At 63.5% G+C, this 13,664-nt stretch carries 13 protein-coding genes; all 13 read left to right on the top strand.

Annotated features, from left to right (window positions below; all coding sequences use genetic code 11):
- Nucleotides 1-64: 64 nt before the first annotated feature.
- The 13 genes from KM031_RS00635 (at nucleotide 65) to KM031_RS00575 (ending at nucleotide 13,552) form a co-directional block, all read left to right on the top strand.
- Nucleotides 65-742, top strand: a complete 678-nt coding sequence (locus KM031_RS00635) for an orotate phosphoribosyltransferase (RefSeq protein WP_215504285.1) — start codon at nucleotides 65-67, stop codon at nucleotides 740-742.
- Nucleotides 743-1,022: 280 nt separating this feature from the next.
- A complete protein-coding gene (locus KM031_RS00630; RefSeq protein WP_215504286.1) occupies nucleotides 1,023-2,528 on the top strand; it encodes a replicative DNA helicase in 1,506 nt (501 codons plus the stop codon).
- 75 nt (nucleotides 2,529-2,603) lie between these two features.
- Nucleotides 2,604-3,320, top strand: a complete 717-nt coding sequence (locus KM031_RS00625; protein ID WP_215504287.1) for an HAD family hydrolase — start codon at nucleotides 2,604-2,606, stop codon at nucleotides 3,318-3,320.
- On the top strand, nucleotides 3,317-4,273 hold the full coding sequence (locus KM031_RS00620; protein ID WP_215504288.1) for a sugar-binding transcriptional regulator: 957 nt from the start codon (nucleotides 3,317-3,319) through the stop codon (nucleotides 4,271-4,273). The genes KM031_RS00625 and KM031_RS00620 overlap by 4 nt, the downstream gene beginning before the upstream one ends.
- 112 nt (nucleotides 4,274-4,385) lie before the next feature.
- The gene (locus KM031_RS00615; RefSeq protein WP_215504289.1) at nucleotides 4,386-5,696 is read left to right on the top strand and encodes an ABC transporter substrate-binding protein; all 1,311 of its coding nucleotides are present in this window, start codon (nucleotides 4,386-4,388) and stop codon (nucleotides 5,694-5,696) included.
- A gap of 153 nt (nucleotides 5,697-5,849) precedes the next feature.
- Complete coding sequence (locus tag KM031_RS00610; RefSeq protein ID WP_215504290.1) at nucleotides 5,850-6,722, top strand: carbohydrate ABC transporter permease; 873 nt, start codon at nucleotides 5,850-5,852, stop codon at nucleotides 6,720-6,722.
- A 3-nt stretch (nucleotides 6,723-6,725) separates the two neighbouring features.
- Nucleotides 6,726-7,556 carry a carbohydrate ABC transporter permease gene (locus tag KM031_RS00605; protein ID WP_215504291.1) on the top strand — a complete coding sequence of 277 codons (831 nt, stop codon included), beginning with the start codon at nucleotides 6,726-6,728 and terminating at the stop codon, nucleotides 7,554-7,556.
- A gap of 7 nt (nucleotides 7,557-7,563) precedes the next feature.
- Nucleotides 7,564-8,562, top strand: a complete 999-nt coding sequence (locus tag KM031_RS00600; protein ID WP_215504292.1) for an ABC transporter ATP-binding protein — start codon at nucleotides 7,564-7,566, stop codon at nucleotides 8,560-8,562.
- Nucleotides 8,559-9,329, top strand: a complete 771-nt coding sequence (locus KM031_RS00595; RefSeq protein ID WP_215504293.1) for an L-iditol 2-dehydrogenase — start codon at nucleotides 8,559-8,561, stop codon at nucleotides 9,327-9,329. The genes KM031_RS00600 and KM031_RS00595 overlap by 4 nt, the downstream gene beginning before the upstream one ends.
- A gap of 2 nt (nucleotides 9,330-9,331) precedes the next feature.
- Nucleotides 9,332-10,768: a mannitol dehydrogenase family protein gene (locus KM031_RS00590; protein ID WP_371878997.1), complete on the top strand. Its 1,437-nt coding sequence runs from the start codon at nucleotides 9,332-9,334 to the stop codon at nucleotides 10,766-10,768.
- 203 nt (nucleotides 10,769-10,971) lie between these two features.
- A complete protein-coding gene (gene alr / locus KM031_RS00585) occupies nucleotides 10,972-12,033 on the top strand; it encodes an alanine racemase (protein WP_215504294.1) in 1,062 nt (353 codons plus the stop codon).
- 32 nt (nucleotides 12,034-12,065) lie between these two features.
- Nucleotides 12,066-12,809, top strand: a complete 744-nt coding sequence (locus tag KM031_RS00580; RefSeq protein ID WP_246566962.1) for an MlaE family ABC transporter permease — start codon at nucleotides 12,066-12,068, stop codon at nucleotides 12,807-12,809.
- Complete coding sequence (locus KM031_RS00575; RefSeq protein ID WP_215504296.1) at nucleotides 12,806-13,552, top strand: ABC transporter ATP-binding protein; 747 nt, start codon at nucleotides 12,806-12,808, stop codon at nucleotides 13,550-13,552. The genes KM031_RS00580 and KM031_RS00575 overlap by 4 nt, the downstream gene beginning before the upstream one ends.
- Nucleotides 13,553-13,664: the final 112 nt, after the last annotated feature.

Here is a 13,664-nt window from a genome sequence, read left to right as displayed (position 1 = left end):
CCTGGCCGCATGGCCTGAGGGGCGAGGCGCATCCGGTTGAAATCCCGATATAAAGGACCGCATGATGATCCCCACCGCCTTCCCGCCGAAAGACGAAATCGCCCGCCTGACCGCCCGTGCGCTGCTGGAAATCAAGGCCGTGCATTTCAATGCGCAGACACCGTTCACGCTGGCCTCGGGCCTGCCGTCGCCCACCTATATCGACTGCCGCAAGCTGATCAGCTATCCGCGTATCCGCGCCACGCTGATGGATTTCCTGTCGGTCACCGTGATGCGCGAAGCGGGGTTCGAGGCGTTTGACAATATCGCCGGCGGCGAGACCGCAGGCATTCCGTTTGCGGCGCTGGTGGCCGAACGTCTGGCGCTGCCTATGACCTATGTGCGCAAGAAGCCCAAAGGCTATGGCCGCAACGCCCGGATTGAAGGCGTGATGACCGAGGGCGAGCGCGTGCTGCTGGTGGAAGATCTGACCACCGATGGCGGCTCGAAACTGTCCTTCGTCGATGCGATCCGGGAAACCGGCGCCACCTGCGGCCATACGGCGGTGATCTTCTATTACGGCATTTTCCCCGATACTGAGGCAAAGCTGGGCGCGCATGGCGTGAAACTGCACCACCTCTGCACCTGGTGGGACGTGCTGGCCGAGGCCCGCGCGCAAGGCTCGTTCGATGCGGAAACGCTGGCCGAGGTCGAGTCCTTTCTCAAGGCGCCGCGCGCCTGGCAGGACGCCCGCAAGGCCTGATCCGGCCGGTGGCAAATAGCCGCCGACCCTTGGCCTGCGGGCTGTGGGTGGTTTGGGGATAATGCCCGATCCGAATCGACTTTCGGCGAATTTTTTGCCCGCATGCCACATCATGTGGTAGGATGACCCATCACCTGACACAGGTTGCGCCCCTGCGGCGCAGCTTATCCACCGGCTTATAAACCGGGTTGCGAACACGTTGCGCCAGAAGGCGGATCAGCCTATCCGAAAGGGTGGGATCAACCGGACACAGACCCGGATCAGAACAGAGGCAGGCGTCATGAACGAGATTGCAGCAATCAGGCAGAACCAGCTTCCGGCTGCCCCCGCCACCGAAACTGAAGCCCTGCCGCATAACATCGAGGCCGAGCAGCAATTGCTGGGCGCGATCCTGACCAACAATGATGTCTATGACCGCATCACCAGCCTGGTGAAGGCCGAGCATTTCTTTGATCCGGTGCACCAGCGCATTTTCGAGATTGCCGCCGCCCGCATCCAGAAAAACGCCCTCGCCTCGCCGGTGACGCTCAAGGCGTTTCTGGAGGACGATCAGGGGCTGAAGGAACTGGGCGGGCCGTCCTATCTGGTGCGGCTGGCCGGGGCGGCGATCTCGGCCTTTGCCGCGCGCGATTATGCGCAGATGATCTATGATCTGGCGGTGCGGCGCGAGCTGATCTCGCTTGGCCGCGATATTTCGGCCAAGGCGGCCAAGGTCGAAGTGGCCTCGGAGCCGCGTGAGCAGATCACCGAAGCCGAACAGCGCCTCTACAAGCTGGGCGAACAGGGCGTGGCGGAACGGGGCTTCCAGTCCTTCCTGAAGGCCGTGACCGAGGCGGTGAACTCGGCCAATGCCGCCTATCAGCGCGGCGGCGGTCTGGCGGGCATTTCTACAGGGCTGATCGACCTCGACAAGAAGCTGGGCGGGCTGCATCCGTCCGACCTGCTGATCCTCGCCGGTCGCCCGTCGATGGGCAAAACCTCGCTGGCCACCAACATCGCTTTCAATGTTGCCAAGGCCTACAAGCGGGGCCGCACCCATGAGGGGCATGAGGGCGCGGTCGAAGGCGGGGTTGTCGGCTTTTTCAGCCTCGAGATGAGCGCGGAACAGCTGGCGGCACGGATCCTGTCGGAAGCCTCGGAAGTGCCGTCAGAGCAGATCCGCCGTGGCGACATGACCGAAACCGAATTCCGCCGTTTCGTCGAGGCGGCCAAGGCGCTGGAGGCCTGCCCGCTTTATATCGACGACACGCCCGCCCTGCCGATTTCGCAGGTGGCAGCGCGGGCGCGGCGGCTCAAGCGCACGCATGGGCTTGATGTGCTGATGGTCGACTACCTGCAACTGCTGAAAGGCACCGGCAAGGGCGACAACCGGGTGCAGGAAGTGTCCGAAATCACGCAGGGCCTGAAGGCGATAGCCAAAGAGCTCAACATCCCGGTCATCGCCCTGTCGCAGTTGAGCCGGGGCGTCGAAAGCCGCGAGGACAAGCGCCCGCAGCTGTCCGACCTGCGCGAATCCGGCTCGATCGAACAGGATGCCGATGTGGTGATGTTCGTCTATCGTGATGAATATTATAAGGAACGCGAAAAGCCCGGCGATCACGAGATGGAAAAGATGGCCGCCTGGCAGGTGGTCATGGAACAGGTGCATGGCAAGGCCGAAGTCATCATCGGCAAGCAGCGCCACGGGCCCATCGGCTCGGTGGAGCTGAGCTTCGAGGGCCGCTTTACCCGCTTCGGCAACCTGGCACGAACCTGGCAGCAGGGCAGCGAGGACGTGGGCTTCTGATCCCCGTCGCTGCACCGCAGCGGGCAAGACCGTTGTTTTTGCTGCACGATTGCCGCTAAACCGGGCAGCATGAGCATGTCCGCGCCCCCTGTCCCACCGCTTGGCACCAGATTCGATCTGGTGATCTTTGATTGCGATGGCGTGTTGATTGACAGCGAGATCATTTCCGCTCGGATGCTGATTGCCGAACTGGCCAAGCTGCGGGTGCGCATTGATCTCGACTATGTGTCGCGCCACTTTCTGGGCCGCAGCTATCCCACGGTGATGGCAACGATCCGGCGCGAATTCGGGCTGGATCTGCCCGAGGATTTCGAGGCGAAGTACCGCGCGGCGCTGCTCGCGGCCTTCGAGACCGAGTTGCGCATCATGCCGCATGTGCGCGCCGCGATTGACGGGCTGCGCCTGCCCTATTGCGTTGCCACCTCCTCCAGCCCGATCCGGGTTGCGAAATCGCTGGGGCTGGTGGGCTTGGGTGATCTGGTCGGGCCAAGGCTGTTCACCGCCTCCATGGTGGCGCGGGGCAAGCCGGCGCCGGATCTGTTCCATCTGGCCGCCGCGCACTGCGGTGTGGCACCCGAGCGCTGTCTGGTGATCGAAGACAGCCTGACCGGCATCCGTGCGGGCCTTGCCGCCGGGATGGAGGTCTGGCGTTTCACCGGTGGCAGCCATATGGCTGGGGCGCAGGGTGCCGTGCCCGTGCCCCCCGAACCCGATGACGCCCGCCCACACCGCCATTTCGCCAGCTTTGCCACGTTCCTGTCCCTTCACCCCGATTTTCAGAGATGCACATGAGCCGCGCTGACCCCGAACCCACCTTGCAGGACGAGGCCGCCCGTGCAGGCTGGCTCTATTATGTCGGCGGGCTGACGCAGGATCAGATCGCCTCGGAGCTTGGGGTCAGCCGCCAGCGGGCGCAGCGTCTGGTCAGCCGGGCGATGGCGGACGGGCTGATCCAGGTGCGGCTGAACCATCGGATCGGGGCCTGTCTGGATCTGGAGGCGGCGCTGCGCGACCGCTTCCGCCTGACCCGCTGCCGCGTGGTGCCCGGGCTTGGCCCCGGGGCCGATCCGGTGCGCGCCATTGCCCCCGCCGCCGCGGCCGAACTGGAACGGTTCCTGCGCATGCCTGACCCGCTGGTGATCGGCCTTGGCACCGGGCGCGCCATGCGCGGCATGGTGGATGCGATGGGGCCGATGGATGCGCCGCAGCATCGGCTGGTGTCCTTGATCGGCAATATCGCCCCCGATGGCTCGGCCAGTTTCTTTGACGTGGTGATGCGCATTGCCGACAAGGTGCGCGCACCGCATTACCCGATGCCGGTGCCGGTGATCTCGCCCACGCCTGCCGAAAAGGAGGCGTTTCACGCGCTGGCCCCGGTGCGCAAGGTGGCCGAACTGGCCCGCGCCGCCGATGTGATCTTTGTCGGCGTGGGCCAGATGGGCGGCGATGCCCCGCTGCTGGCCGATGGATTTGTGACGGCGGCAGAGCTGACGCAGATGGTAACGGCAGGGGCCGCAGGCGAAGTGGCGGGCTGGGTGTTTGATTCGCAGGGTCAATACCTCAACCTTGGGACAAATGATCGCACCGGCGGGGTTCGGGTCGAGCCGGAATTGGATCGTCCCTCGATCGGCGTTGCTGCGGGCGCATCCAAGGTGCCTGCAATTCTGGGCGCGTTGAAGTCGCGTATTCTCAATGGCTTGATCACCGACGAAGCCACAGCCGCCGCCCTTCTTTCCAAATCCTGACGCCCGCGCCTTCGCATCTGCGGCGGAAGAGAGGGCTTGACGACTCTGGCCCATATATGAGCATTTACCCACCAAGCGATGATTTGCTCATACGCTTTCAGGGAGGATACTGATGTCACTGACGCTTCGCGCGCTGCTTGGCGCGTCGGTTTCGCTCACCCTCGCGGGTGCCGCGCTGGCCGAAACCACGATCACTGTTGCCACCGTGAACAACGGCGACATGATCCGCATGCAAAAACTGATGGATGATTTCTACGCGAAATACCCCGAAATCAAAGTCGAGTGGGTCACGCTGGAAGAAAACGTCCTGCGCCAGAAAGTCACCACCGACATCGCTACCAAGGGCGGCCAGTTCGACGTGATGACCATCGGCACCTATGAGGCGCCGATCTGGGGCAAGCAGGGCTGGCTGGTGTCGCTGAACGACCTGCCCGCCGAATATGATGTGGACGACCTTCTGCCCGCCATCCGCAACGGCCTGACGGTCGATGGCAATCTGGTTGCCGCGCCGTTCTATGGCGAAAGCTCGATGGTGATGTATCGCACCGACCTGATGGAAAAGGCCGGGCTGACGATGCCTGAAGCCCCGACCTGGGATGACATCAAGGCCGCTGCCGCCGCGATGACCGACAAGGGCAACGAAGTCTACGGCATCTGCCTGCGCGGCAAGGCAGGCTGGGGCGAAAACATGGCGTTCCTGACCGCCATGTCCAACAGCTATGGTGCAAAATGGTTCGACATGGACTGGAAACCCCAGTTCGATGGCGAGGCTTGGAAGGCCACCCTTACCGATTACCTGTCTTTGATGAACGAGTATGGCCCTCCCGGTGCCTCGAACAATGGCTTCAACGAAAACCTCGCGCTGTTCCAGCAAGGCAAATGCGGTATGTGGATCGACGCCACGGTGGCCGCCTCCTTCGTGACGGGCGCGGAATCGACGGTGGCCGACAAGGTTGGCTTCGCGCTCGCCCCTGATACCGGCAAAGGCAAGCGCGGCAACTGGCTCTGGGCCTGGAATCTCGGTATTCCGGCAGGCACACAGAAGGTCGATGCCGCGAAGAGCTTTGTCGCCTGGGCCACCTCGAAAGAGTATCTGGAACTGGTCGCCTCGAAAGAAGGCTGGGCCAATGTGCCGCCCGGCACCCGCGCCTCGCTTTATGCGAACCCGGAATACCAGAAAGTGCCCTTTGCCAAGATGACGCTCGACAGCATCAATGCGGCAGATCCGACCGAACCGACCGTGGATGAAGTGCCCTATGTCGGCGTGCAATTCGTGGCGATCCCGGAATTCCAGGGCATCGGCACGGCAGTCGGGCAGCAGTTCTCGGCGGCCCTTGCAGGCAGCCTCTCGGTCGAGGACGCGCTGGCCAAGGCACAGGAAATCACCACCACCGAAATGACCAAGGCGGGTTACATCAAGTAATCCACCTCCCAAGGGCGGGGCCGGCCTCTCTCCGGCCCCGCACCCCATATCCGGGCGCCCTGCATTGGCAGGAAGCGGCCCACCCGACCCGAAGGCTGTCGCCCGCGCCGGTGCTGACCTTTCCCCGTTCACCGACCCTTTCAAGGAAACGCCATGGCTACCGAACACTCTCGGATCGCCGCGCGCCTCATGGTGTCGCCCGCCGTGATCTTGCTGCTGGCATGGATGATCGTGCCGCTGGCAATGACGATCTATTTCAGCTTCCTGCGCTACAACCTGCTCAATCCCGGCATGGAAAGCTTTGCAGGTTTCGATAACTACTACTATTTCCTGACAAATTCCGCCTTCCTTGAGGCGCTGAGCAATACGCTGATCCTGGTGGTCGGGGTCTTGCTGATCACGGTGATCGGGGGCATCGCGCTCGCGCTGCTGCTGGATCAGCCCTTCCGGGGGCAAGGCATCGTGCGGGTTCTGGTGATCGCGCCGTTCTTCGTCATGCCCACCGTGTCGGCGCTGGTGTGGAAGAACATGTTCATGAACCCCGTGAACGGCATGTTCGCCCATATCGCCAAGGCGCTGGGGATGCAGCCCTATGATTTCCTGTCGCAGGCACCGCTGGCCTCGATCATCCTCATGGTCGCGTGGAGCTGGCTGCCCTTCTCTACCCTGATCCTGCTGACCGCCCTGCAATCGCTGGACAGTGAACAGCAGGAGGCGGCAGAGATGGATGGCGCAAGCTGGACCAGCCGTTTCATCTATCTGACGCTGCCGCATCTGACCCGGTCGATCACCGTTGTGGTGCTGATCCAGACAATTTTCCTGCTGTCGGTCTTTGCGGAAATTCTGGTGACGACCAATGGCGGGCCCGGCACGGCGTCGACCAATATCCCCTATCTCGTCTATGCCCAGTCCCTGCTCAACTACGACGTGGGCGGCGGCTCTGCGGGTGGGATCATCGCTGTCATCCTCGCCAATATCGTTGCGTTCTTTGTGATGCGCATGATCGGCAAGAACCTGGAGGCCTGAGAGATGTCACGCAAAACCTCCGCCACACGCACCGCCGTTGTCACGGTTGCGGCCTGGACCATCGGATTTCTGATCTTCTTTCCGATCCTGTGGATCATCCTGATGAGCTTCAAGTCCGAGGGCGACGCGATCAAGACGCCACTGGCGATGCTGTCCGCCCCCTGGACACTGGAAAGCTATGCCGAGGTGCAGCATCGCTCCGACTACGGGCGGCACTTCTGGAACTCGGTGGTGATCTCGTTCGGCTCCACCCTCATGGCGCTGATCATCGCGATCCCTGCGGCCTGGTCGATGGCCTTCGTGCCCGGCAAGCGCACAAAGGATCTGCTGATGTGGATGCTGTCCACCAAGATGATGCCCGCCGTGGGTGTGCTGGTGCCGATGTATCTGCTGTTCCGCGATACCGGGCTGCTGGATACCCGGATCGGTCTGGTGGGCATCCTGACGCTGATCAACCTGCCGATCGTGGTCTGGATGCTTTATACCTACTTCAAGGAAATCCCCGGCGAAATTCTGGAAGCCGCGCGGATGGACGGGGCGGGCCTCAAGGCGGAAATCCTCTATATCCTGACGCCGATGGCGGTGCCCGGCATTGCCTCGACCATGCTGCTGAACGTGATCCTCGCCTGGAACGAGGCATTCTGGACCCTGCAACTGACCACCTCTGCCGCAGCGCCCCTGACCCAGTTCATCGCCAGTTATTCCAGCCCCGAAGGCCTGTTCTACGCCAAGCTTTCCGCGGCCAGCACCATGGCGATTGCCCCGATCCTGATCCTTGGCTGGTTCAGCCAGAAACAACTTGTCCGCGGCCTGACCTTCGGCGCGGTGAAATGAGGCCGTCATGGGAAAGATAACCCTCTCCAAAGTCACGAAATCCTTCGGCGACGTGACCGTCATCCCCGCGCTTGACCTGAACATCGACAATGGCGAGTTCGTGGTGTTCGTCGGCCCGTCGGGCTGTGGCAAATCCACCCTGCTGCGGCTGATTGCCGGGCTGGAGGATACCTCGTCGGGGGCCATCGCCATTGATGGCCACGACGCCACCGACCTGCCGCCCGCCAAGCGCGGTCTCGCCATGGTGTTTCAGTCCTATGCGCTTTATCCGCATATGTCGGTGCGCAAGAACATCGCCTTTCCGCTCAAGATGGCGGGGATGGAACCGGCGCAGATCGAACGCAAGGTCGATGGCGCGGCCAAGATCCTGAACCTGACCAATTATCTGGACCGCAAGCCGGGCCAGCTGTCGGGCGGGCAACGGCAACGGGTGGCCATCGGCCGCGCCATCGTGCGCGAACCGGCGGCGTTTCTGTTCGACGAACCGCTGTCCAACCTCGATGCCGCCCTGCGCGTGTCGATGCGGCAGGAAATCACCGAACTGCACCAGACGCTGAAAACCACCATGATCTATGTGACCCATGATCAGGTCGAGGCGATGACCATGGCCGACAAGATCGTGGTGCTGAACGCAGGCCGGATCGAACAGGTCGGCAGCCCGCTGGAATTGTATCGTAACCCGGCCAACCTGTTTGTCGCCGGTTTCATCGGCAGCCCGAAGATGAACCTGCTGGCCGGGCCAGAGGCCGCCAAACACGGGGCCACCACCATGGGCGTGCGCCCTGAACATATCGACGTAGGGCCGGGCGGCATCTGGCACGGTGTGGTCGGCCTGTCAGAGCATCTCGGCTCCGATACCTTCCTGCGGGTCGATGTGCCGGAGCTGGGCCCGATCACCGTGCGCACCAGTGGCGAGTTGACGCTGCGACATGGCGATGCGGTCAGCCTGTCCCCGCAGCCGGGCAAGATCTACCGCTTTGGCCCGGACGGAAAGGCCATGGCATGAGGCTCGCCGGGAAATCGGCGCTGATCACCGGGGCGGCGCGCGGCATCGGTCTGGAATTTGCCCGCGCCTATCTGGCCGAAGGCGCGCAGGTGGCGCTGGCGGATATCAACGCCACGGCGGTGGCCGAAGCTGCCGCCCGCCTCGGCCCCGGGGCCCATGCGGTTCAGATGGATGTGACGGATCAGGCCAGCATCGAGGCAGGTTTTGCGCAGGCGATCGAGAAGATGGGGAAACTCGACATCCTCATCAACAATGCCGCCCTGTTCGATGCCCAACCCTTCGCCGATATTTCCCGCACCACCTATGACAAGCTGTTTGCGGTGAATGTGGCGGGCACGCTGTTCTGTATGCAGGCAGCCGCCCGGCACATGATCGCGCGCGGCGCAGGCGGGCGGATCATCAACATGGCCAGTCAGGCCGGGCGGCGTGGCGAAAGCCTTGTCGCGGTCTATTGCGCCAGCAAGGCCGCCGTCATCTCGCTCACGCAAAGCGCCGGGCTGAACCTGATCCCGCATGGGATCACCGTCAATGCCATCGCCCCCGGCGTGGTCGAGGGCGAACATTGGGATCACGTCGACAGCCTGTTTGCCCGTTATGAGAACCGCCCGCTGGGCGAAAAGAAACGCATCGTCGGCGCCTCGGTCCCGTTTGGCCGCATGGGCACTGCCGCCGATCTCACCGGCATGGCGATCTTTCTTGCCACGCCAGAAGCTGACTATATCGCCGCGCAGACCTTCGGGGTCGATGGCGGCAATTGGATGGCCTGACCATGAATGTCCCCCTGCTTCCTGCCTATGACCGCACGGCGCTGCGCCCCGGCATCGTGCATATCGGCCTTGGCAATTTTCACCGCGCGCATATGGCCGTCTATCTGGACGACTTGTTCGCGCTGGGCCAGGACCATGACTGGGCCATTCTCGGGGCCGGTGTGCGCGCAGGCGATGCCCGGATGCGCGAGGCGCTGCGCGGGCAGGATTGCCTGTCGACCATCATCGAACTGGATCCGGCCGGCAAATCGGCCCGCCGCATCGGCGCGATGGTGGATTTTCTGCCGGTCGAGGCGGGCAATGCCAGCCTGATTGCGGCGATGGCGCAACCCGCCATCCGCATCGTCAGCCTGACCGTCACCGAAGGCGGCTATTTCATCAACCCGGCGACCGGCGCCTTTGATCCCGATGCGCCCGAGATCCGCGCCGATGCCGCCACGCCCGATCAGCCCGACACCGCCTTTGGCGCGATCCTTGCCGCGCTGCGCGCCCGGCGCGCGGCAGGTCTCGCACCCTTCGCGGTGATGAGCTGCGACAACCTGCCCGGCAATGGCCATGTGACACAGGCCGCCGTGGTTGGCCTCGCCCGCCTCAGCGACCCCGGCTTTGCCGATTGGGTGCAGGACAATGTTGCCTTTCCCAACGGGATGGTGGACCGCATCACCCCCGCCACCGGCCCGCGCGAACGCGCCCTCGCCGCCAGCTTTGGTCTGGCCGATGACCCGGTGCCCGTCACCTGCGAGCCGTTCCGCCAATGGGTGCTGGAGGATCACTTTCCCGCAGGCCGCCCGGCGCTGGAAAAGGTCGGCGTCACCTTCACCCCGCATGTCCATGCCTATGAGATGATGAAGATCCGCATCCTCAATGGCGGTCATGCGATCATCGCCTATCCCGGCGGGCTGATGGATATCGAATATGTGCATGAGGCGATGGCCCATCCGCTGATCACCGCCCTGCTTGACAAGGTGGAGCGGGAAGAGGTGATCCCCTCTGTGCCGCCGGTGCCCGATACCGATATTTCCGCCTATTACGATCTGATCCGCAGCCGCTTCTCCAACCCCGAGGTGGCCGATACCGAACGCAGGCTCTGCCTTGACGGATCGAACCGCCAGCCGAAATTCATCGTGCCCTCGGTGCGCGATGCGCTGGCGGCAGGGCGGTCGGCGCGCGGGCTGGCGCTGGTCTCGGCGATGTGGTGCCGCTATTGCGCGGGCACCACCGACAGCGGCACCGTAATCGCGCCGAATGATCCGAACTGGGACGCGCTGCAAAGCCTGTCGCTGGCGGCGCGGCCCAATCCGCAGATCTGGCTGGATCAGCGGCACATCTATGGCGATCTGGCCGATCACCCCGGATTTGCGGGCGATTTCGCCCATTGGCTGACCAGCCTCTGGGACAAGGGCACCGCCGCCACGCTGCGCGCCTATCTCTCCACCTGATCCTGCCCCGGACCGGGCAAGATGGGGTCGGCACAGCGCAAATCCTCTTGCATTTGCACTTTGCAAAAATACTCATCTTGCCCGGCCCGCCACCGCAGCCCCGGTGGCCGGTTTGCCCGCTGCCAAGGTCACAGTGCTGCCAACTGCGACGCTTGCGCCGGATTTCCCCTTGACCTTGGCGTGCGCGCTGTCAAAACCGCTTCATGGCTACTGCATCCCTCACGATTGACCTTGATGCCATCGCCGCCAACTGGCGCGCGCTGGACCGTATGAGCGACACCGGCACCCAGACGGGCGCCGTGGTGAAGGCCGATGCCTATGGGCTTGGCGCCAAACGCGTGGTGCGCGCGCTGGCCGAAGCCGGGGCGCGGCGGTTCTTTGTCGCGGTCTCCGAAGAAGGCGCCGCCGTGCGGCAGGCGCTGGGGCCGGGGCCGCAGATCAACGTTCTGTCCGGCCATATGGCCGGCGATACCGAGATGATCCATGATCTCGATCTGACGCCGATGCTCAATTCGGTCGACCAGATCACCCGCCATCTGGAAAGCCTGCCCGGTCATCCCTTCGGCATCCAGCTCGATACCGGCATGAACCGGCTGGGGCTTGAGGCCGCAGAATGGGAAGCGGTGGCAGCCCTCGTTCTGGCCGAAGAACCGGAACTGGTGATGAGCCATCTGGCCTGTGCCGATGAACCCGATCACCCGATGAATGCCGCCCAGCTGGCCGAGTTTCACGCGCTGACCGATGGCATCGGCGTGCCACGCAGCCTTGCTGCCACCGGCGGCATCCTGCTCGGCTCTGAGTATCATTTCGAACTGACCCGCGCCGGGGTCGGCCTCTATGGCGGGCGTCCCTTTGCGGATGCGCGACCGGTGGTGGCGCTGGCGCTGCCGGTGATCCAGCTGCGCGAGGTCGCCCCCGGCGAGGTGGTCGGGTATTCCTGCGGCTGGACCGCAGAACAGCCCGCGCTGATCGCCACGGTGGCCGCCGGATATGCCGATGGCCTGACCCGGCGCTATTCCAATGCGGCGATGCTCTGGGATGGTGAAGTGCCCTGCCCGATTGTCGGCCGTGTGTCGATGGACCTGATCACTGTCGATGTCAGCCATCTGCGGGAAATCCCGCGCACGCTCGACATGATCGGGCCGATGCAGGGTGTCGATGATCTGGCCGATATTGCCGGCACCATCGGTTATGAGGTGCTGACCTCGCTCGGCCATCGCTACAGTCGGCGTTATGTTTCCGCAACGACACGAGGTCAGGTGTGACCATCCTTTCCCCCGTTGCGCATCTCGGCCGCATGGTGCTGGCCGCGATGGCCAGCCTTGGCCGCGTGGTGATCTTTGCCGCGCAGGTGGTCAGCCATATTCTGCGCCCGCCGTTCTATCCGCGCGAATTTGCCCATGCGCTGATGCAGATCGGCTGGTTTTCCTTGCCGGTGGTGGGGCTGACGGCGCTGTTCACCGGCGGCGCGCTGGCCTTGCAGATCTATGCGGGCGGCGCACGGTTTTCTGCCGAGGCAGTGGTGCCCGCCATTGTGGCCATCGGCATGGTGCGCGAACTCGGTCCGGTGCTGGGCGGTCTGATGGTGGCGGCGCGGGTCGCCTCGTCCATCGCGGCGGAAATCGGCACGATGAAGGTGACCGAACAGATTGACGCGCTGGTCACCCTGTCGACCAATCCGATGAAATACCTCGCGGCCCCCCGCGTTCTGGCCGCCACGCTGGCGGTGCCGGTGCTGGTGGCGGTGGGCGATGCCATCGGCATCATGGGCGGCTGGCTGGTGGGCGTGAACCGTCTGGGCTTCAATTCGGCGGCCTATCTCAAGAATACCGTCGATTTTCTGGAAGTCTGGGACGTGTCGTCGGGCCTGCTCAAGGGTGCGGCCTTCGGCTTTCTGGTGGCGCTGATGGGCTGCTATCACGGCATGAATTCGGCACGCGGCGCGCAAGGCGTGGGCCGCGCCACCAAATCTGCCGTGGTGTCGGCCTCGGTGCTGATCTTTGCCGCGAATTACCTGCTGACGGAGATCTTCTTCTCATGATCGAACTCACGGGCGTTGCAAAATCCTTTGGCCAGAACCACGTGCTGCGCGGCGTCGATCTGACGATCCCGACCGGCACCTCGATGGTCATCATCGGCGGTTCGGGCACCGGGAAATCGGTCCTGCTGAAATCCATCCTGGGTCTGGTGCGCCCCGACAGCGGCACCATCACGCTGGATGGGCAGGATGTCACCAAAGGCGACCGCGATGCCTTTCTGGCGCGGTTCGGCATGTTGTTTCAGGGCGGCGCGCTGTTCGATTCGATGCGCGTGTGGGAAAATGTCGCCTTCCGCCTGATGCGCGGCGCGCTGAAACGCCCCAAGGACGAAGCGCGCGAGATTGCCATCGGCAAGCTGCGCCGTGTCGGGCTGGGCGCGCAGGTGGCCGATCTTTATCCGGCGGAACTGTCGGGCGGGATGCAGAAACGGGTAAGTCTTGCCCGTGCCATTGCCGCCCAGCCGGAAATCATCTTCTTTGACGAACCGACCACCGGGCTTGACCCGATCATGTCGGGCGTGATCAACGATCTGATCCGGGAAATCGTGGTGGAAATGGGTGCCACGGCAATGACCATCACCCATGACATGTCTTCGGTGCGGGCGATTGCCGATAATGTGGCGATGCTGCATGGCGGCAAGGTGCGCTGGAGCGGACCTGTAAGCGAGATGGACGCCACCTCGGATCCCTATGTTCAGCAATTCATCCATGGCCGGGCCACCGGGCCGATAGAATCGCTGCGCTGATCTGCCGGGCGCGCGGACCCGTGTTCACCCCTAGATTGCACGGACTGTTTCCACACTGGAAACAGATCCCCACAAGCTACGGATAACAAACCGTAATTCGGCAATTGCGGCA

Source organism: Gemmobacter fulvus (assembly GCF_018798885.1).
In the GTDB taxonomy this organism is placed as follows: Bacteria; Pseudomonadota; Alphaproteobacteria; order Rhodobacterales; family Rhodobacteraceae; genus Gemmobacter; species Gemmobacter fulvus.
Note: the sequence above shows the minus strand (reverse complement) of the source record. Positions and strands in the feature narration are given on the sequence as shown.